General features: G+C 73.1%; 16 protein-coding genes and 1 tRNA gene. 7 read left to right on the forward strand and 10 right to left on the reverse strand.

The window, feature by feature from the left end:
- Positions 1-30 precede the first annotated feature (30 nt).
- On the reverse strand, positions 31-1,896 hold the full coding sequence (locus OG912_RS22860; RefSeq protein ID WP_327711036.1) for a putative bifunctional diguanylate cyclase/phosphodiesterase: 1,866 nt from the start codon (positions 1,894-1,896) through the stop codon (positions 31-33).
- A gap of 417 nt (positions 1,897-2,313) precedes the next feature.
- Here OG912_RS22860 and OG912_RS22865 point away from each other — a divergent pair, with 417 nt between their 5' ends.
- Positions 2,314-3,528, forward strand: a complete 1,215-nt coding sequence (locus OG912_RS22865) for a M6 family metalloprotease domain-containing protein (protein ID WP_327711037.1) — start codon at positions 2,314-2,316, stop codon at positions 3,526-3,528.
- A gap of 77 nt (positions 3,529-3,605) precedes the next feature.
- Here OG912_RS22865 and OG912_RS22870 read toward each other — a convergent pair.
- The 7 genes from OG912_RS22870 to OG912_RS22900 form a co-directional block, all read right to left on the reverse strand.
- Positions 3,606-3,679: transfer RNA gene (locus OG912_RS22870), tRNA-Lys, on the reverse strand.
- A complete protein-coding gene (locus OG912_RS22875; protein ID WP_327711038.1) occupies positions 3,670-4,389 on the reverse strand; it encodes a bifunctional DNA primase/polymerase in 720 nt (239 codons plus the stop codon). The genes OG912_RS22870 and OG912_RS22875 overlap by 10 nt, the downstream gene beginning before the upstream one ends.
- Positions 4,390-4,572: 183 nt before the next feature.
- Positions 4,573-4,914, reverse strand: coding sequence for a hypothetical protein (locus OG912_RS22880; RefSeq protein ID WP_326736323.1), 342 nt, complete (start codon positions 4,912-4,914; stop codon positions 4,573-4,575).
- Between the two features lie 292 nt (positions 4,915-5,206).
- Positions 5,207-6,541 carry an AAA domain-containing protein gene (locus OG912_RS22885; RefSeq protein WP_327711039.1) on the reverse strand — a complete coding sequence of 445 codons (1,335 nt, stop codon included), beginning with the start codon at positions 6,539-6,541 and terminating at the stop codon, positions 5,207-5,209.
- Entirely contained in the window at positions 6,538-8,145 is a 1,608-nt protein-coding gene (locus OG912_RS22890; RefSeq protein WP_327711040.1) for a hypothetical protein, read from the reverse strand. The genes OG912_RS22885 and OG912_RS22890 overlap by 4 nt, the downstream gene beginning before the upstream one ends.
- Complete coding sequence (locus tag OG912_RS22895; protein WP_327711041.1) at positions 8,136-9,302, reverse strand: hypothetical protein; 1,167 nt, start codon at positions 9,300-9,302, stop codon at positions 8,136-8,138. Before OG912_RS22895 ends, OG912_RS22890 begins: the two co-directional genes overlap by 10 nt.
- Complete coding sequence (locus OG912_RS22900) at positions 9,208-10,179, reverse strand: phosphatase PAP2 family protein (protein ID WP_327711042.1); 972 nt, start codon at positions 10,177-10,179, stop codon at positions 9,208-9,210. Before OG912_RS22900 ends, OG912_RS22895 begins: the two co-directional genes overlap by 95 nt.
- Positions 10,180-10,491: 312 nt before the next feature.
- On the opposite strand from OG912_RS22900, the gene OG912_RS22905 reads away from it, so the two are divergent.
- Positions 10,492-11,088 (forward strand): histidine phosphatase family protein, encoded by a 597-nt coding sequence (locus OG912_RS22905; RefSeq protein WP_327711043.1) that lies wholly within the window; start codon positions 10,492-10,494, stop codon positions 11,086-11,088.
- 224 nt (positions 11,089-11,312) lie between these two features.
- Here the strand turns inward: OG912_RS22905 and OG912_RS22910 are convergent, their stop codons facing one another.
- Complete coding sequence (locus tag OG912_RS22910) at positions 11,313-12,677, reverse strand: tetratricopeptide repeat protein (protein ID WP_327711044.1); 1,365 nt, start codon at positions 12,675-12,677, stop codon at positions 11,313-11,315.
- A 241-nt stretch (positions 12,678-12,918) separates the two neighbouring features.
- On the opposite strand from OG912_RS22910, the gene OG912_RS22915 reads away from it, so the two are divergent.
- Both OG912_RS22915 and OG912_RS22920 read left to right on the forward strand, forming a co-directional pair.
- Positions 12,919-13,407, forward strand: a complete 489-nt coding sequence (locus OG912_RS22915; RefSeq protein ID WP_326736316.1) for a hypothetical protein — start codon at positions 12,919-12,921, stop codon at positions 13,405-13,407.
- 120 nt (positions 13,408-13,527) lie between these two features.
- On the forward strand, positions 13,528-14,454 hold the full coding sequence (locus OG912_RS22920; RefSeq protein ID WP_327711045.1) for a spermidine synthase: 927 nt from the start codon (positions 13,528-13,530) through the stop codon (positions 14,452-14,454).
- Between the two features lie 14 nt (positions 14,455-14,468).
- Here the strand turns inward: OG912_RS22920 and OG912_RS22925 are convergent, their stop codons facing one another.
- Positions 14,469-15,026 carry a hypothetical protein gene (locus tag OG912_RS22925; protein ID WP_327711046.1) on the reverse strand — a complete coding sequence of 186 codons (558 nt, stop codon included), beginning with the start codon at positions 15,024-15,026 and terminating at the stop codon, positions 14,469-14,471.
- Positions 15,027-15,115: 89 nt separating this feature from the next.
- On the opposite strand from OG912_RS22925, the gene OG912_RS22930 reads away from it, so the two are divergent.
- The 3 genes from OG912_RS22930 to OG912_RS22940 all read left to right on the forward strand — a co-directional run bounded on the left by OG912_RS22930 (position 15,116) and on the right by OG912_RS22940 (position 18,898).
- Positions 15,116-15,826, forward strand: a complete 711-nt coding sequence (locus tag OG912_RS22930) for a response regulator transcription factor (RefSeq protein ID WP_326736313.1) — start codon at positions 15,116-15,118, stop codon at positions 15,824-15,826.
- On the forward strand, positions 15,823-17,268 hold the full coding sequence (locus OG912_RS22935) for a HAMP domain-containing sensor histidine kinase (RefSeq protein ID WP_327711047.1): 1,446 nt from the start codon (positions 15,823-15,825) through the stop codon (positions 17,266-17,268). The genes OG912_RS22930 and OG912_RS22935 overlap by 4 nt, the downstream gene beginning before the upstream one ends.
- Before the next feature lie 130 nt (positions 17,269-17,398).
- Positions 17,399-18,898: a glycoside hydrolase family 18 protein gene (locus OG912_RS22940; RefSeq protein WP_327711048.1), complete on the forward strand. Its 1,500-nt coding sequence runs from the start codon at positions 17,399-17,401 to the stop codon at positions 18,896-18,898.
- The last annotated feature ends 160 nt before the right edge of the window (positions 18,899-19,058 follow it).

The raw sequence follows: 19,058 nt of genomic DNA on the forward strand, positions 1-19,058 counted from the left end.
GCGGACGCGGGCTGAGCTCCGGGCCCGGGGTCAGGCCTTCAGGGCCCGGGCGCCGAGCAGTTCCCCGATGCGTTCCGGGGCGACCGCACGGGAGTAGAGCCAGCCCTGCCCGGTGTCGCAGCCGATCCGGCGCAGCCGCTCCGCCTGGCCGGCCGTCTCCACGCACTCCGCGGTGACGGTCAGGCCCAGGCGGTGGGCCAGCTGGACCATGGCCTCGACGATGGTCTCGTCGGCGGGGCTCGGATGCGTGCCGTCCTCGTACCGGAAACCGTGGACGAAGGCGCCGTCCAGCTTCAGTACGGAGACCGGAAGGCGGCTCAGATAGGCGAGGTTGGAGTAGCCGGTGCCGAAGTCGTCGATGGCGATGCGGACGCCCATGTCGCTGAGCGACTGCAGGGCCTGGAGCGGCCGGCCCGCCGACCCCATCACCGCGGACTCGGTCAGCTCCAGTTGCAACAGCGCCGGGTCCAGACCGGTCTCCGCGAGGATCTCCGCGACATCGGTGACCAGGTCGGAGTCCCAGACCTGCCGGACGGCGACATTGACGCTGATGAACAGCGGCGGCTCGGCCGGATGGTCGAGCTGCCAGCGCCTGGCCTGCCGGCAGGCCGACCGCAGCACCCACCGGCCGAGCTGCACGATCGAGCCGTCCTCCTCGGCGATGGCGACGAACCGATTCGGCGAGAGCAGGCCGAACTGCGGGTGGTTCCAGCGCACCAGCGCCTCCACACCCCGTACGACACCGTCGGCCATGCAGACCAGCGGCTGGTACTCGATGGTGAACTCACCGCGTTCGACCGCCGGGCGGAGATTGGACGACAGCGCCTGGCGGGTCATCCGGTGGGCGTTGCGTTCGGGGTCGAAGAGAGTCCAGCGGGCCTTGCCGTCCGCCTTCGCCCAGTACAGCGTCGTATCGGCCGCCTGCATCAGTCCGGTGGCCGAGGTGCCCGCGACGGGCCGTTCCACCACGCCGATCGACGCCGAGACCGAGAGCCGCTGACCTGCCAGGTCGAAGGGCTGCTGCAGCGCGGCGAGCACCGTGCGGGCGAGATCGGTCAACTGCTGCGTACCGGTGGACTCCTCGACCAGGATCGCGAACTCGTCCCCGCCCAGGCGCGCCACCAGATGGGCGCCGGTCGGGTGTGCGGCCTCCTGCTCGGCGCAGTCCGTGAGCCGGCCGGCCACGGCGGCCAGCAGCCGGTCGCCGATCCGGTGGCCCAGGGTGTCGTTGACGGCCTTGAAGCCGTCGAGGTCGAGGTAGACGAGCCCGATCCTGCCCCGTCCGGGCATGCTGTCGTCCTGGTACGGCACCGTCTCCAGGATCGCCGAGAGCCGTTCGAAGAACAGTGTCCGGTTGGGCAGCCGGGTCACCGGGTCGTGCATCTGGAGGTGGCGCAGCCGCTTCTGGAGTTCGCGCCGGTCGCTGACGTCGGCGACGGAGAGCAGTACCTGGCCGGGTACGGCCCCGGCCCCCTGTTCCGGTGCCGCGGCCATCGGCACGACGGTGATCTCCGCCCAAAGTGAACGCCCGTCGGGGTGCTTGAGCCGGCGGGTGCAGCGGAACCGGGAGCGCCGGCCGTGCAGCACCTCGCGGTACGCGCGCCAGGTGCGGCCGTCCGCGGCGAGGTCGACCAGATCGGATGCGGACTGCGCGGTCAGCGCCGCCGCACCGACACCGGCCAGTGCGGCCAGCGCCTCGTTGGCGGTGACGATCAGGCCCTCGTGGTCGACGACGGCCATCGGGAGCGTGGCCGCCCGGAACGCGGCCCGGTAGTCGTGCGGCTCGGAGGAGGCCCCGGCGGACGGCCACGCATCGTCACGTTCCGTGAGGGTCGGTGGTGGGGAAGTGGGTGCTGTGCCTGCCGCGGGCCTGGGCCCTTCGGAGGTTCCGCTCACCGTTCGCTCCCGCCGTGCAGTTCTGTCCCGGACACCTCTGGTCGGACTGGCCCGCCGCGTGGAGTGCCGTCGTCAGAGGCGGAAACCGCGCAGGAAAGCGAGGTGAAGCATAGAGGCTGGCACCTCGGCCGTTCCAGCGCCCCGACCGTTGTCACCCCGCGTCCGCTGCACTTGAGCCATTCGCGGGGTGATCCGGTTTGCCCGTGCCTGATCGATTTTGCGCGGCTCCGTTCCCTCTCGTTGCATCGATGATCGATTGTGACTGACTGTGAAGTGTGGGTGGGGTTCGGCCGCTGACCCGACTGGGGCAGCTCAACAGGACGTACTTCCCGAAACGCCAGATGGTGGTCAGGAGGGTCCCGGAGTCCGCACCCCGTACCGGAGGTAGATGTGCCGCGTCAGCAAGGGCCCGGAAGGATGGAGAGACCGAGTCCGCGCGCGGTGGCGGCCGGGCTGATCTCCCTCCTGGCGCTCGCCGCCACCTCCCTCGTCGCGGGCCCCGCCGCGGCCGCCACCGGAGAGGCGGCCCCCTGCGCGCTGCCCCGGACCGAGGCCCACCACTCGCTCGGCCTGGACGAATGGAACGGCGCCTATCCGCGCCCCGACCACCCCCTCGACGCGGTCATGGTCTTCCTCTCGTTCCCCGACGCCCGGCCCGTCACCACCCCCGCCGAACTCGCCGCCGACCACTTCCCGGCCACCACCGAGTTCTTCCAGCGCGCCTCGTACGGAAAGTTCACCCTGCGCCCGCACCCCCTGCAGCACTGGATCCGGATGCCCAAGCCGTCGGTCTGGTACGGGATACGGCGCGACTGGGACGACGACCGGCGCAGCGCCTACCTGCGCGACGCGATCGACGCGGCCGACCCCGAGGTCGACTTCTCGAAGTACGACCTCGTCTACCTCGTCGCCGACCCGGACGCCCCGGGCGTCGACTCCGACGCCACCAAGGTCGTCAACTTCGACCGGCCGCTGCACGCCGACGGTACGGACATCAGGCGCGTGGTCACCGTCTTCGAGCAGCACCCGCCCGACCACAACGTCCTCGCCCACGAGACCGGACACGTCTTCGACCTGCCCGACCTCTACCACCGGCCCTCGGACGGCAAGGGGGACTGGGACACCTATGTCGGCGACTGGGACGTCATGGGCAGCCAGTTCGGCCTCGCGCCGGACCTCTTCGGCTGGCACAAGTGGAAGCTGGGCTGGCTCGACGACCGGCAGGTGACCTGCATCCAGAGCGACCGGGTCGTCACCCTGGAGCCGATGGCGGCCGTGCCCGTGCCAGGTGCGTCCATCGGAACCCGGCTCGCCGTGATCAGGACGGGCGAGGACAGTGCCGTGGCCGTCGAGGCCCGCAGCGCCACCGGCAACGACAGTGCGACGTGCACCGAAGGTGTGCTGCTCTACCGGGTCCGCAACGGGACACCGTCGGGCGGCGGCCCGGTCGACGTCCTCGACACCCATCCCACCACCGACGCCTGCTGGGACCGCTCGGTCTACCCACCGCTCGCGGACGCCCCGCTGCGGGTCGGCGAGACGTACTCCATCCCCGGCGGACACACCACGGTCGAGGTCGCCGACCGGACGCCGTCGGGCGCGTGGACGGTCCGGATCACCACGGGGACGTAAAGGTGCGGGGGCGTAAGACGTGTGGGGACGACAACGAAGAAGCCCCCTCGCTCTCGCGAGGGGGCTTCTTCCGTCTGTGCGCCGCCAGGGACTCGAACCCCGGACCCGCTGATTAAGAGTCAGCTGCTCTAACCAACTGAGCTAGCGGCGCCTGCTGACGTCGTAGACCTTAGCACCCTGATCCGTGGGAGGAAAAATCGAAATCCGGGGCGCCGAAGCGGGCACCGACCGGGCCACCCGGACGCAGGCCCAGAGCAGCACGTCCGGCCCGGGGAGCCAGGGGTTGCGGGTGTCGGGGGCGACCAGCCAGCGCGGCCCGGAAGAGGCCGGATCGCAGGTCAGCGGCGGGACCGTCACCGCGTCCCCGGTGCCGTGGCAGAGCAGCGGCGGCACCTTCGGACCGCCGTCCTCCGGCCCCAGCGGGTCCCGGACGGACCGGGTTCCAGGGCCTGATCCCCACTCCTCCCAATCGAGCAGCGACGGCAGCCGCTGGGCGGTGCCGGGGGAGGCGAACAGCAGCATCCGGCCGCGGTGCGTGGCGACAGGGCCGGAGCCCGGACCGTCGGCCCACAGGTGCTCCAGCATCCGGCGCCCGAAGAGCGTCGGCACGTTCACCACGTCGAACGCGGAACCGCACGGCAGCACCCCGGGAGCGGAGGGGTGCGACTCCCACTGGGCCAGGGTGCTGCGCGGATACGCCGCGGCCCCGGCCAGCCAGGCGGCGCCGGCCGCGGTCACCTGGGCCGTCTGGTTTCCGGCCTGCTCACGCAGGACGGCGAAGATGTCGGCGTCCTCACCGGCGTGGTGGCGGGGCCCGTCGCCGTGATGCAGGGTCGTTTCGTCTGGTAGCCATGCGGTCATATGCACAGGTCTACCCGGAGTGATCACCCGGATTCCGAGAGTTGTCGGAAATCGGGACAGGTTGGGGTGGTGAGGAGTATCTTGCGCACCTGGCATATGCCAACGGTTGTACCCGGAGTGATCGCGGGGCCGACGCACAGGCTGCCGCGGTCCGCGGCGAGCGGCGGAAACGCGGCCCCGGCGTCAGGGCCTCGGCTCGTTCAGCAGGCTGCGGCCGAACTCGACCATCTTCACCGCGTAGTCCTCGGTCCACTCCGCCCGCCGTGCGATGTCCTCGGTCGTCAGCCGGTCGAACCGGCGCGGATCCGCCAGCTGCGCCGCCGCGATCGCCTGGAACTCGACCGCCCGGTCCGTCGCGGCGCGGAAGGCCAGAGTCAGCTCGGTGGCGCGGCTCAGCAGCTCCTTCGGATCGTCCATCGACTCCAGGTCGAAGAAGTGCTCAGGATCGGCGACCGCCGCCGACGGCTCGAAGAGCAGGGGTGCGGGGCGCAGCCGCTGCTGCTCGTTCCGCTCGGGTTGTGCCATGTGGTTCTTCCTCCTCCGGTGGGCCCCGACGGCCACCCTCTATTGTCCGACTCGCCGCAAGGGCGCCTGGGGCCGTCCGCGAACTCCCCGGGGGCGTGCGACGGCCCGCTTCCGATCCGTCGTGCCCCCACGCGCCCCCGGACTCAACGCCCCCACCGCACCCGGTGTTCCGCCAGATGCGCCAGCACCGCGTGATTCGCCTCCCAGCCGTCGGGGGCACCTCTTTCGCTGCCGCCCTCGCACTGCTTCGCAGGCTTCGGCCGGCTGGCCGGACTCCGTCCGGCGACTGCGCTCACGGCCCCCACCGCACCCGGTGTTCCGCCAGATGCGCCAGCACCGCGTGATTCGCCTCCCAGCCGTCGGGGAACTTCACGGTCACGCCCAGCTGGACCGGCTCCGTCGAGGGATGCTCGTCGAGCAGGTCGGTGACCCCCTCGCGGCACACCACGATGCAGGCGTGGCGGTGGCGGGAGGCCAGCACGCACAGCCGGCCCGTCTCCAGATGGAAGGCGGTGGCGTCCGGGCGGCCGGACAGCGGGTGCAGGACCACCGTCACATCGAACTCACGGCCCTGGAGCCGGTTCGCCGTGTCCACCGCCACCCCGGTCACCCCGAGCTCGGCGAGCGCCGCCCGGACCGCCGCCGCCTGGTCGCGGTGGGCCGTGCCGACCGCGACCCGGTCCGCCGTCACCGGCGCCGGATCCGGGGAGCGCTCGCTGGTCGCCGCCCCGCCCCGGTCCAGCAGCCGGCGCACCACCAGGGCCACCGCCCGGACCGCCTCCGGGTCGGTGCGCGGGGTGTGCCGGGCCGGGAGCTCCAGCAGGCCCCAGCCCGACTCCGCCGCCTCGTCCAGCACCCGGTCGGCCGCCGAGCCGTCGGACGCGACACCGAACGACAGCAGCCGGTCGTCGTGGTCCGTACCGCTGCGGAACGGGGTGTACGGGTAGAACGCGTCCGACACCAGCGGCGCCGCCGAGGCCGGCAGCCGCCAGGAGACCGGCAGCCGGTGCTGCGGCAGCTCCGGATTGTGCGCGAGCAGCGTGGTGACGGCGCTGGCCGACGGGTCGTAGCTCAGCCCGGCCCACTGGTCCGCGCCGACGATCGAGAACGGGTCCAGCTGACCCGGATCGCCGACGAACAACGCCCGCTCGAACAGCCCCGCCACGGCCAGCAGCGCGTCCGAGCGCATCTGGTACGCCTCGTCGACGATCGCATGGCCCCACGGCTCGACGTTCTTCACATGGGCCCACTTCGCCGCCGTCGAGATGACGACGTCGAGCCCGGCCAGATCCGCCGCCTTCGCCGACTTCCGTACGTTGGCCAGGCCGTCCAGCACCTTGTCGTACGGATCGGAGTCGTTGCTGTGCAGCCGGCCGACCGGCAGACCGGGGTCCTTCTCGGCGAGCCGCACCACCAGGTCGTCGACCTGGGCGTTCGTCTGCGCGACCACCATCAGCGGGCGTCCGGCCGCGGCGAGCTCCAGCGCGGCGCGCACCACCAGGGTCGACTTGCCCGCGCCCGGCGGGGAGTCCACCACGATGCCGCGGGCCGAGCCGTTCAGCGTGTCGTCCAGGATCCGGGCGGTGGCCAGGCCCGCCGCCGCGCCCGGGTCGAATACGGCCGTCACAGCAGGTCCTCCGTGGTCACGGGGTCAGGGCGCTCGGCGGCCGCCGCACCGCCCGGCGGGCCGCCGTGGGTCCACGGGGTCTCCTCCGCGTCCGGCAGCTGCGGGCCACCGCGCTGGTCGTGCTCGAAGAGCGTCCAGGCGATGACGTCACCGGGCTCCGGCACCGAACCCGGGGCGGGCTCCTTGCCGCGGCCCATCCGGTCGGTGATCCGCAGCACCAGCGAGGGTGCCGCGCCCTCCTCCTGCGGCCCGTAGCCCGCGAACTCGGCGGTCTGCGGCTTGCCGTCCAGCGAGCGGTAGACCTTCACGCGCTCGCCCAGATGCGGCTGCTCGGCCGTGAACATCGTGACCAGGGGGCGCGGGGAGGGGCGCTTGGACTCGCTGTACGCCATCTCCACCGAGGTCACCTCGCCGAGAAACGCCTCGCCCGCCAGCCGCCGGCCGGCCAGCACCAGCGGATCGTCCAGCGCCTCCTGGGCCTCCAGCTGGGCCTGCGCCGTCTCCCGGGCCGCCAGCTTGCGGGCCGCCGTCACCGCGTCGTCCCGGCGGGGCTGCGGCGGCTCACCGGCCCGCACCCGGTCGCGGTGGCCGGTGAACGACCAGCGGTCGCGGGTCCAGCGGTCCTCGGCCCTGGACCCCTCGGGCAGCTCCCGCAGCAGGTCCAGGCCGCGCCACACGGCGTCCCAGGTCGGCCGCAGCACACCGGCCAGCAGTCCTCGGATCTCCCGCTCGGCCGCGGTCAGCTCGGCGAGCCGGGCATCGGCCGCCAGACCGTCCTCGGCAGCGGCCAGCGAGGTGCGCGCCCGGTCGTACTTCTCGATCGCGGGGGCCAGCAGCCGGTTGTCGAAGTCGGGGTCGGTGGCCGGTCCGGCCGGCGGGCACAGCAACTGGCCCCCGGCGTCCCTGGCCAGCTCGGCGCGGAGCGCGGCCTCGGCCCCGGACTCACCGGCCGGCGGGTCGATCCAGGCGAGCAGGGCACCCAGGTGCTGGTCCTCCAGGGAGGACTGGCCGGTCGCCCAGTGCCGGTTCAGCAGATCGGTGCCGGCCAGCAGCAGCGAGGAGCCCGGCACCCGGGCCCGCTCGCCGTAGTGCGTCAGCCAGCGGCCCAGCAGCGGGACCCGGGCGGGCGCCGGATACGGGGTGTCGGGGTCGTCCTCGGCGGTACGCCGGAACCGCATGGAACGGCCCAGCAGCCGGACGAACTCGATGCCCGCCCGGCTCGGCACGATCAGCTGCGCCGCGTCCGTGCACAGCTCGGTCTCGACCTTGGCCTTCTTGCCGGTCGACGGGTCGGTCTCGCTCCGCTCGGCGGGCTCGATGACATCGGCGAACGACTCGATGTACGGCAGGACCGCCTCGGCCAGCTCCGCCAGGAACGCGAACCGCAGATCCCGGTCGCGCGGCTGCGCCACGACCAGCAGCCGGGGCGCGTCCCGGTCCGTGCCGACGAGCGCGCCGAGCGGGGCGCCGGCCTCGCCCGCGGTGGTGAGCGGCACCAGCACGAGCGGCCGGTCGCCGAGGTGGCGGTGGCGGACGGTGGCCATCGGCTGGGCGCGACCGCTCTCCACGGCCTCCAGCCGGGCCAGGGTGCCGATCAGCGACATGCGGTGCTCCCCTCCAGCGCCTCGGCGCGCAGCGAGGCCGCGCGCAGCAGTGCGGCGACCGTCGGGTCCGCCGGATCGCCCTCCTTGCCCGCGGCCGCGGCGAGCACCCCCGCGACCGTGGTCAGCCCGCCGAGCTCGCCCCGCACGCTGCGTCCGAGCGCCTCGACCGCACCGGCGGCGCGGGCCCTGGCCCGGCAGTGGAAGGCGAGCTCGCAGGCGGCCAGGCACTCCGGCGCGTACGCCGCGGTGACGGACTCGACCGCGGTGTCCAGCTCCTCGGGGGAGCACTCCGGATCGAAGGTGGTGCCCTCGGGCAGGGCAGCCGCGATGTCCTCGATCCGGGTCAGCCGGGTCAGCTGCCTACGGGTCACCGCGCGCTGCTTGCGTACGTCGACGACGGAGGCGGTCGGCAGGTTGGAGAAGTCCTTGGGGCAGACCAGCAGCACCCGGTGGCCGACCGCCGCGCCGTCGGTCGCCGCGGCGACCCGCTCCAGTGCCAGGACGTACACGGCGGACTGGCGGGCGGCCGCGCCCACCTTCGCAGCGTCGGCGGAGCCGTCGATCATGGGGAAGGACTTGATCTCGACGACGGTCCAGGTGCCGTCGGGGTGCACCACCACCGCGTCCGGCTCCAGATAGGCGGGCGAGCCCGCCACCTCCAGGGCCAGCATCGGGTGGTCGAGCAGCGCCCAGCCGCCGGACGCGGTCGCCTCGCGCAGGGCGAGCGCGGTGCGGGCGGCGCGGCCCTCGGGGCCCGCGGCCGTCAGATCGGGCACCGGGACGTCGCCGGGCGGCTCGCCGGGCTCGCCGAAGCCCTGGTGCAGCAGGCGCATCAGCTCCGCACCCCCGTCGGCCTTGACCCTGGCCTCGAAGGCGTTGCCCCGCATGAAGGCGAACTGGGACTGGCCGAAGGCGGCCGGTGAGCCGAGCGCGGTGGCGAGCGCGCCCTTGTCGACACCGGCGCCGTCGAGCAGGGCGCGTCGCTTGCAGCCGGGGTTGGCGGCCAGGGCGGCCAGCGCGCGGGCGTCCAGCGGACGGGGTGCGACGGCCGGGCCCCTCAGCTCAGCGAGCCGCCTTCGCAGCGTCACCGCCTGCGGCTCTTCCTGCGGCGGCCGGGACGTCGGCCGGGGCAGGTGGGCCGGCCGGTGCTGCTGCATCGGTGGGATCTGCGGAGGTGGTCCGCTGGCCGGGGATTCGCTCACCCGCGGAAGTCTTGCATCCGGCACTGACATCCGGGGACGTCATGGCGGGGGACACCTGTGCGAAACGGGCCTGGACCGCGTCCTTGACCCGGTCGGCGAGGCGCGTCACGGGCCTGGCCAGCAGCGCCCCGACGCCCATCACGGCGGCTCCGGCGACAGCGTCCAGGAAGTAGTGGTTGGCGGTTCCCATCACCACGATGACGGTGATCAGCGGGTAGGCGATACCCGCGGCCCGCAGGAGCGGGTGCCTGGCGTGGCGCCACAGGAGGATGCCGCACCAGAGCGCCCAGCCGACGTGCAGGCTCGGCATCGCCGCGTACTGGTTGGTCATGCCGCCCATGCCGCGCGGGGCGCTCGCTTCGGTGCCCCACCAGCCGTACGAGCTGTACTGGGCCATCGTGTCGACGAATCCGTGCCCGGCGGCCAGCAGCCGCGGCGGGCAGGTCGGCATCAGCGTGAAGCCGATGAGGCCGAGCATCGTGGAGGTCATCAGCCAGGTCCTGGCCCGGCGGTAGGCGGCCGAGTGGCGCCGGAACATCCAGATCAGGACGGCCGGGGTGACCAGGTAGTGCAGGGAGGCGTACGCGAAGTCGGCGGGTATGCCTATCGAGGGGTGCGCGGTGAACAGCCGGTTGAGCGGGTGTTCGGCATTGAGGAAGAGGGCCTTCTCCAGATCCAGGATGCGCAGACCGTGGTCGACGGCGGTGGACACGTCGCCCCGGACCAGAAGCCTGCCGCCCGAGTACGCCCCGTACACCAGGGCCAGGAGCGGGAGCTCGGTCCACCAACGGGGCCGTTGGCCCGGCACGGGCGCGGTGGTGGCATGCGGCATCCGGAAGTTCTCCATCATGTGTTCACGCGGCCGACGGCGGGCGTTCAACCGTACGGTGCAGGTCGGCCGCGATTCGCCCGGGGGTACCTTTTCGGTACCCCTCAGCTGCTCGGATTCGTCTGTGGTCAGTGGGACGCCGGTGCGGCCCCACAGGTTGCCTCTCGCGAAGGTACGCGATGATGGAAATCCGGACGATCCGTTTCCCCGCTCCACCTGTTGAACCCGTTCCATCCCGGGCGGATTCGTCCCCATCGATGTCCAAGATCTCAGATCCCGCATCTCAGGTCCCAGTTTTTCAGGGAGAGCTGTCACATGGCACCGCGCATCCTGCTGGCCCGGCACGGTCGGACGGAATGGTCCGTCAAGGGCAATCACACCGGCAGGACGGATATTCCGCTGCTCGACTCCGGGCGCGAGGGGGCCAAGCTCCTCGGTGAGCGGCTCCACCGCAGGCCGTGGGTGGACCTGCCCGGTCTGGAGGTCCGCACCAGCCCGCTCGTGCGGGCGTCCGAGACGTGCGAGATCGCGGGGTTCGGCGACCGGGCCGAGCCGTGGGACGCGCTGATGGAGTGGGACTACGGGGCGTACGAGGGGATGACGCCGGCCGCGATCAAGGCGGCCCGTCCGGACTGGTTCATCTGGCGCGACGGGGTGCCGGAGGGGGAGACCCTGGCCCAGGTGTCGGCCCGCGCCGACGAGATCGTCGAGTGGGCGCTCTCGGCCGACCGCGACGTCCTGGTCTTCGGCCACGGCCACATCCTGCGGGTGCTGGGGGCGCGGTGGCTGGGCGAGGACGCGTCGTACGCCGCACGTCTGCGGCTGGAGCCGACGGCACTGTCGGTCCTGGGGTGGGCGTACGGGGACCCGGCGCTGGAGCGCTGGAACGACACGGGCCACCTGGAGGGGTAGCGGCACGTTTCGGGCCGGGGCCCGAGGAACCAGCCCGTCCGGCGTTTGAGGACGGAACCCTCAGCCCGGGGCCAGGAGGCGAAATCCAGCCCGCCCGGCGTTTGAGGGCAAGGACCCGCGCCCGGGACCGGGGCGCGGTTCCGTCCTCAATCGCCGGACTGGCTTGAGCGGGCCAGCAGGTCTGAAGGGGCCGACGGGCTCGAGAAGGGCCCGGCGCCCCGTCCTCAAACGCCCGCCGCGGACATCGCGTGGCGGTCCAGGAAGTCCTTGACGTCCACCGAGCCCCGGCCCCGGGGACGCAGGACCGTGACCGCGTCGGCCAGCATCGACCGGATACGGGAGGACTGGACCTGGTCCAGCAGGTCGAGCACCCGGTGACCCGTCGCCGCGGCCTCCTCCGTGAGCCCGGCCAGGGCCAGGTCCGTGGTCAGCTCCGCGCGGTACAGCGCCAGATTCCGGGTGAAGTGCGGTTCCTGGAGCCGCGTCGCGCGCCGCGCGTGACGCGCGGCCCGCGACCAGTCGCCCAGCGCCGACCAGCACTGCGCCTCCAGCATCTCCAGCTCCGCCTCCCGGAAGAAGGTCATCCACTCCGGGTCCGCCGCGGACGGCCCCCGTCCGAACGCGGTGTGCGCCCGGCCGAGCGCCCGTTCGCAGCCGGTACGGTCCCCGAGCCCGGCCCGGCCCCCCGCCTCCCGCAGTGCGAGCAGCGCCAGCAGCCGCGGCGAGCCCAGGGACTGGGCGGCCCGCTGCCCCGCCTCCGCCGCGCGTACGGACTCGCGCGGCCGGCCCATGTCGCGGGCCAGGAACGACGCGTTGCAGAACGCGTGCGCCTCCAGCGCCGGGTCCCCGGCCAGCCGGGCGGTGGCCAGCGCCTCCGCGTAGTGCGAGCGTGCGTCGTCGAACCGGCCCGAGTCATGGGCCAGCCAGCCCACCGAGATGGCCAGCTCGCCGGCGCCCGTATGCAGCCGGTCCGCCGTGGAGCGGCGGGTCGCGGTGCCGGAGTCGAGCAGCGCGTACGCCGCCCGCAGCGGCTGCGAGGCCCGTCGGTACAGGCCGTCGCCGCCGTGCCGGTCGTCCAGCAGGCGGATCTGCCGCACCGCCTTCTCGACGGCGTTCACCTCCGCCTCGCCGACCCGGCGCTGCGCGGGCACGGAGGCGGCGGCGGGGCCGCCGAGGCTCAGGCCCAGGGAGGCGGCCGCCACCGCGGTGGTGCCGCTCGTCATGAATGCGCGACGCAGCACGTCGCTCTCCTCGTCGGTGTCGCCGCCGAACACGAGCAGCGGGGAAGTCGGGGGGCGCGGGGCGTCCGCCGCGGACCGGGCCCCTCGGCCGCGTACCGATTCGCGCGGTGAGAAGCCCAGGTCCGCCAGGGTCGCCCCGGGGAACATGTGCAGGAAGACCCGCTCGTACGCGTAGTTGGGGCAGCGGATCTCGCCGGACTCCACGCGTCCGATGTACCGGGCGTCGCACGCGACCTGCTCGCCGATCTCGCGAGCGGACCTGCGTACCGCGGCAGCGAACTCTCCGGCGGAGCGCTGTCCGCGCAGCCGCCGGAAGGCGGAGTTGGGAACTGCCCGTGTCGACACCATGACGGGGCCCTCTCTGGTGCGAGCCGGGCGCCTGTTTCCGGTGTCCCGGCGGAGCAAGAACGTACCTGCTGTGACGAGTCACACACACTGCGTTTCCCAACAAATCGGATATCTCGCCCACGATCCGCCATGAACTGCCACCCTTTGCGGCGGTGCTGCACCGTAGCCCTTGACGCGGTCGGCACGTTGGTCCATGCGGAGACGGAGTCCGGCTCCGCCCGGCGATGAGAGGAGAGGTCCCTTGTTGCACCTCGGCACGGCGACCGGATCGCGAACGACCGCGACGACTGCGGCCACCACGACGACGGCGGCCACCACGGCGACGGCAGGCACCACGGCATCCGCCGAGGGGCCCTGCGCCCCCGGCGCACCCCCCGAGCCCGAACCCTGCGATCTCGTGACCGTCCCCGCCCGCCAGGGCCTGGAGGCCGTCGACATCCTGCGGCGCGGCGCGGATGTGGAGGCCGTCGGTCCGGTCCTCCACGACGGCGCCTGCGCCACCCTCGGCTTCCTGGTGCCCCCCGGCACCGCCCAGGCCTGGGACGTACCGGGCAGTGCCTGTACGCAGACCGACGGCCGCGGGCTGCGCATCCCCGCCGAGCCGCCGGCCCCGGGCAGCGGCTGGCTGCTGCCGCCCGCCGACGACACCCCGGTCACCGACCCGGCCGTACTGCGGGCCGCGCTCGACCAGGCGGCCCGACTGATCGAGGCGGCCGACAACTGCCGCTGAGAAGGTGCCGGGTGGCCCCGGAGCTCATAATGGCCGGACGGCGGGTGCCTTGATCAGCCCGTCATGGCCGGTCCCCGACCGGCCCCGGACACGATGAGCAGTGAGCAGGGACGAGGAGCAGTGGCACGTCGAGGAGCGGCCGGTGGCGCGGGCGACCGCAAGCAGCGCGCGGACCGCAGGACCGACCGCAAGGCGGCACGCGGCTCCGAGCGCCCCACGGGCAACGTCACCGAGCCGGTGGACGGCGGCCTCGCCGAGCTCGTACCCGACCGGGAACGCCGGCGTGCCTGGACCCTGACGATCGACGGCGCCCCGCAGTCCCATGTGGACCTGGACGATCCGACGCACCTCTCGTTCGAGTACCAGCGCCGCATCGGGCACATCGCCGATCTGGTGGCGCCCCCCGGGCAGCCGCTGCACGTCGTGCATCTGGGCGGCGGGGCCTTCACCCTCGCCCGCTACATCGCCGCGACCCGCCCCCGCTCCACCCAGCAGATCGTCGAGGTGGACGCCGCCCTCGTCCAGCTGGTGCGCCGGGAGCTGCCGCTGGACCCGCAGGCGAGGATCCGGGTCCGCGCCACCGACGCCCGCGCCGGACTCGGGAAGATCCAGGACGGCTGGGCCGACCTCGTCATCGCCGACGTCTTCAGCGGGGCCCGTACCCCCGCCCATCTCACCAGCACCGAGTTCCTCGCCGAGGTGCGCCGCGTCCTGAAGCCCGGCGGGAGTTACGTGGCCAACCTCGCCGACGGGCCGCCGCTGGCCCATCTGCGCGGCCAGATCGCCACCGCCGCGGCCGTCTTCCCCGAACTGGCGCTCGCCGCCGACCCGACCGTGTTCCGCGGCCGCCGCTTCGGCAACGCCGTGCTGCTCGCCTCGGACGTGGCGCCGAGGACCGCGGAGCTGACCCGAAGGGTGGCGACCGATCCGCACCCGGGACGCGTCGAGCACGGGCGGGCGCTCGCCGACTTCACCGGCGGCGCGGCAGCGGTGCACGACGCGGACGCCAGGCCGTCACCCGCACCGCCGGCCACCGCCTTCGACTGAACTCCGCCGAGGGCTCAGGACTTCACGATCTCCACCTGCGGCGGATGGTCGTTCCAGGTGCAGAAGACCGAAACCGTCGTGCCGTCGTCCTTGGTGAAGTTCACCCGGATCCAGGTGGTGTTCGACCAGACCTGCACCGACCAGCCCTGCTCCGGAGTGGCCGACACCAGCTTCGCCGAGTCCTTGCCGAGCTCGAAGACGATCCGGCCGCCGTCGGTCCCGTAACTCCTCACCGTGCCCGACGCGGTGGGCGTCGCCGTCGCCGTCGCCGTCGGGCGCGGAGTACCGGAGGGGGTGTGCGACGGCGTCCGGGACGGGGTCGCGGACTGCTTCGCGGTGGCCCGGGGGGTGGCGCGGGGCGTCCTCGACGGGGACGGCGCCGGGCGATGCGTCGAGGACGACAGGATCCCGGCGCTGTCCCCGTCGCTCCGGGGCCCCGCCGCGATCGGCACCGCGCGCGGCGGGTCGTACGCCGTGCCCGCCATCACGGTGTGCACACCCCACCACGACAGCGTGACCGCGGCGCCGGTGGCGAGCGACCACGCGAGCGCGTGTACGAGACCTCGTTGCATCCGGCACATCCTGCCCCACGGTCCCCGCCCTGTCCCCACTACCGCCACCGGGCGGACCGCACCCGGTCCGATGGCGTACGGTGCCGCCCATGCCAAGTGTGCTCGTGGTCGAGGACGACCAGTTCGTACGATCCGCCCTCATCCGGCACCTGACCGAGGCCTCCCACACGGTACGGAGTGTCGGCACCGCGCTCGAAGCGCTGCGCGAGGTCGCCCACTTCCGGTTCGACGTGGTCATCCTCGACCTCGGACTGCCCGATCTCGACGGGGCCGAGGCGCTGAAGATGCTGCGCGGCATCACCGATGTGCCGGTCATCATCGCGACCGCGCGCGACGACGAGAGCGAGATCGTCCGGCTGCTCAACGACGGCGCCGACGACTACCTGACCAAGCCGTTCTCCGTGGAACACCTCTCGGCCCGCATGGCCGCCGTACTGCGCCGCTCACGGGCGGCCGGCGGCGAGGCCCCGCCGTCGCGCGTTCTCCAGGTCGGCGGGCTCTCCATCGACCCGCTGCGGCGCCAGGCCGAACTCGACGGAGCCGAACTCGACCTCACCCGGCGCGAGTTCGACCTTCTCACCTTCCTGGCCGGCCGGCCGGGCGTCGTCGTCCCGCGCAAGGAACTCCTCGCGGAGGTCTGGCAGCAGTCCTACGGGGACGACCAGACCATCGACGTCCATCTCTCCTGGCTGCGCCGGAAACTGGGCGAGACCGCCGCCCGGCCCCGCTATCTGCACACCCTGCGCGGCGTCGGCGTGAAGCTCCAGCCGCCCGCCGCACCCCCGGAGCAGCCCGCATGAGATGGGCCCTGGTCAAGGTCTGCCTGGCCGTCACCGCGATGGTCGTGATCGCCTTCGCCGTCCCCCTCGGTCTCGTCATCAAGGAGATGGCGCGCGACCGCGCCTTCTCCGACGCCGAACGGCAGGCCGCGACGATCGGCCCCACGCTCTCCATCACCACCGACCGCACCGAGCTGGAAACGGCCGTCCTCACCACCGAACCCGGAGTCGCCGGACGGATGGCCGTCCACGTCCCCGCGTCCGGCGAGGCCGACGGCGTGGCGGTGGAGATCGGCATCCGGCGCGCCACCCGCAAGGACCTGGAGACCGTACGGAAGTCGGGGCGCGCCTCCATCACGGAGGTGGCGGGCGGCTCCGCGCTGCTCCAGCCGACGTCGCTGGGTTCCCGGGGCACCGTCGTCGTCGAGGTGTTCGTGCCGGAGGACGAGGTCTCCAACGGCGTCGCCACCGCCTGGCTGATGCTGGCGGGCGTCGGTATCGCGCTGATCGTCGGATCGGTGGCGGTGGCCGACCGGCTGGGCGTACGCATGGTGCAGCCGGCCCGGCGGCTGGCGGGCGCCGCGCAGGACCTGGGGGAGGGGCGGCTGGGCACCCGGGTGCCGGAGGAGGGGCCGACCGAACTCCGTTCCGCCGCAGCCGCGTTCAACTCCATGGCCGACCAGGTCGTCCAGCTCCTCGCCAACGAGCGCGAACTGGCCGCCGACCTCTCGCACCGGCTGCGCACCCCGCTCACCGTGCTCCGGCTCAACGCCGCCTCGCTCGGCGAGGGGCCGGCGGCCGAACAGACCCGGGCGGCCGTCCAGCAGCTGGAGCGTGAGGTCGACACGATCATCAGGACCGCCCGCGAACAACGCCCCCAGCCCCAGGGGCAGAACGGCGGGCCCGGGGCCGGCTGCGATGTCTCCGAGGTGATCCGCGAGCGGATGGACTTCTGGTCCGCGCTGGCGGAGGACGAGGGCCGCGAGGTGCGCCTGGCGGGAGTGGACCGTACGGTACGTATCCCGGTGGCCCGCCCCGAACTGGTCGCCGCACTCGACGCGTTGCTCGGCAACGTCTTCCGGCACACCGCGGAGGGCACCGCCTTCTCCGTCGACGTCCACCACAGCGGGGACGCGGTGATCGTGCTCGTGTCGGACGCGGGCGGCGGCATAGCGGACCCGAAGGCCGCACTGGCACGCGGCAGCAGCGGGCGCGGCGGCGCGAAGGGTGCGGTGGGCTCGACCGGTCTCGGCCTCGACATCGTCCGCAGGGTCGCCGAGTCCACCGGGGGCGACGTGCGGATCGGGCGTTCGGTGCTCGGCGGCACCGAGGTGCGCATCTGGATCGGGCTCGACGGGCAGCAGCCGCAGCGGCGCGGGCGAGGCCACCGGGTGGGGCGGCAGCGACGCGGAGTCATCCGCCGGAGCGCGGCGCTCCGATTCCGTTCGGGCCCCCACCTTTAACCAGCGCCGATGCCCTCCTTAAGACAACCCTAAGAACATCAACCCCGGTCCGGATCGCGCCGTTTGCCGGGTTCGGTGCCGCTAGCGTGCTCCCGCATCCCCCACTTCCGTATGACGAGGCAGGAACGCGATGGGCACCAGCACGCACCGGCGCACGGCGAGCACCAGGACCAAGGCGATCGGCGCGGTCGTCGCCGCGGCCGTGATCGGCGGCACGGTCTTCGCCCTCACCGGCACGGCCCAGGCGGCGGCCGTCGGCGCCGCGTACACGAGGACCAGCGGCTGGACCGGCGGATACACCGGGCAGTACGTCGTCACCAATGACACCGACACGGCCAAGTCCGGCTGGACGCTCGAATTCGACCTGCCGGCGGGCACGAGGCTCAGCTCGCTGTGGAACGGCGAGCACACCGTCAGCGGCAGCCACGTCACGGTCAAGCCGGCGAGCTGGGACAAGGAGCTCGCCGCCGGGAAGTCCGTCACCATCGGCTTCGTCACCAGCTCCGACGGCACGGCCGCCGACCCCACCGGCTGCCTCATCGACGACGCCACGTGCTCCGTCGACACCGGCGCGACACCGGAACCGAGCGGCCGCCCCACCGAGACGGCGACCCCCACCCCGACCGCTTCGGCCACCCCCACCGCTTCGGCCACCCCCACCGAACAGCCCACCGCGACCGCGACGGCGACCCCCACCCCGACGCCCACCGAGACCGACAGCGGCGGCGGCACGGCGAGCGGCGCGGGCTTCGCCCCGTACGTCGACACCTCGCTCTACCCGGCCTTCGACCTGCTGGACACCGCCACCAAGACCGGCGTGAAGCAGTTCAACCTCGCCTTCATCACCTCCGGCGGCAGCTGCGCCCCGCTGTGGGGCGGGGTCACCGGCCTCGGCGACGACCACGTCGCATCCCAGATCGGCGCCCTGCGCGCGGCCGGCGGCGACGTCCGGGTCTCCTTCGGCGGCGCCTCCGGCTCCGAACTGGCACTGAACTGCACCTCGGCCGCCGACCTGGCCGCGGCCTACGGCAAGGTCGTCGACACCTACAAGCTGACCAAGGTCGACTTCGACATCGAGGGCGGGGCGCTGCCCGACACGGCGGCCAACTCCCGCCGCTCCCAGGCCATTGCCCAGCTCCAGAAGTCCCACCCCGGCCTCGACGTCTCCTTCACCCTGCCGGTGATGCCCGAGGGCCTGACCCAGCCCGGCGTGGACCTGATCGCCGACGCGAAGAAGAACGGCGTGGACGTCGGGGCGGTCAACGTCATGGCGATGGACTACGGCGCCTCGTACAGCGGCGACATGGGCACGTACGCCATCCAGGCAGCGACGGCCACCCAGGCCCAGATCAAGGGCGTGCTGGGGCTCTCCGACGCGGATGCGTGGAAGGCCGTCGCCGTCACCCCGATGATCGGTGTGAACGACGTCAGCACCGAGATCTTCAAGGTCGAGGACGCCACCCAGCTGGTGACCTTCGCCAAGGAGAAGGGCCTCGCCTGGCTCGCGATGTGGTCGGGCACCCGGGACAAGGAGTGCGCCGGCGGGGCCAAGCCGTCCGCGGACGCCTCGTGCAGCTCCCTCGCGCAGGAGCCGCTCGCCTTCACGAAGGCGTTCGGCGCGTACAAGTAGTCACCCCAGTAGCCACCTTCCCCCGCCCGCGCATCCCGGCCGGCCCCCACACTCCCCCCACCCGGCCGGGGTGCGCGCCCCTCTGTCCGTGCGGCCCGTCCGGGTGTCCTCCATCGCCGGACGGGCTCAAAGACGTCCTCAATCGCCGGACGGCGGGCTC

It is taken from the genome of Streptomyces sp. NBC_00464 (genome assembly GCF_036013915.1).
Classification (GTDB): domain Bacteria; phylum Actinomycetota; class Actinomycetes; order Streptomycetales; family Streptomycetaceae; genus Streptomyces.

Coding starts and splice junctions, on each gene's coding strand:
- OG912_RS22865 (WP_327711037.1), top strand. CDS start 2,314: ATGGAGAGACCGAGTCCGCGCGCGGTGGCGGCCGGGCTGATCTCCCTC.
- OG912_RS22875 (WP_327711038.1), bottom strand. CDS start 4,389: ATGACCGCATGGCTACCAGACGAAACGACCCTGCATCACGGCGACGGG.
- OG912_RS22880 (WP_326736323.1), bottom strand. CDS start 4,914: ATGGCACAACCCGAGCGGAACGAGCAGCAGCGGCTGCGCCCCGCACCC.
- OG912_RS22890 (WP_327711040.1), bottom strand. CDS start 8,145: ATGTCGCTGATCGGCACCCTGGCCCGGCTGGAGGCCGTGGAGAGCGGT.
- OG912_RS22895 (WP_327711041.1), bottom strand. CDS start 9,302: ATGCAGCAGCACCGGCCGGCCCACCTGCCCCGGCCGACGTCCCGGCCG.
- OG912_RS22900 (WP_327711042.1), bottom strand. CDS start 10,179: ATGCCGCATGCCACCACCGCGCCCGTGCCGGGCCAACGGCCCCGTTGG.
- OG912_RS22905 (WP_327711043.1), top strand. CDS start 10,492: ATGGCACCGCGCATCCTGCTGGCCCGGCACGGTCGGACGGAATGGTCC.
- OG912_RS22910 (WP_327711044.1), bottom strand. CDS start 12,677: ATGGTGTCGACACGGGCAGTTCCCAACTCCGCCTTCCGGCGGCTGCGC.
- OG912_RS22925 (WP_327711046.1), bottom strand. CDS start 15,026: ATGCAACGAGGTCTCGTACACGCGCTCGCGTGGTCGCTCGCCACCGGC.
- OG912_RS22930 (WP_326736313.1), top strand. CDS start 15,116: ATGCCAAGTGTGCTCGTGGTCGAGGACGACCAGTTCGTACGATCCGCC.
- OG912_RS22935 (WP_327711047.1), top strand. CDS start 15,823: ATGAGATGGGCCCTGGTCAAGGTCTGCCTGGCCGTCACCGCGATGGTC.
- OG912_RS22940 (WP_327711048.1), top strand. CDS start 17,399: ATGGGCACCAGCACGCACCGGCGCACGGCGAGCACCAGGACCAAGGCG.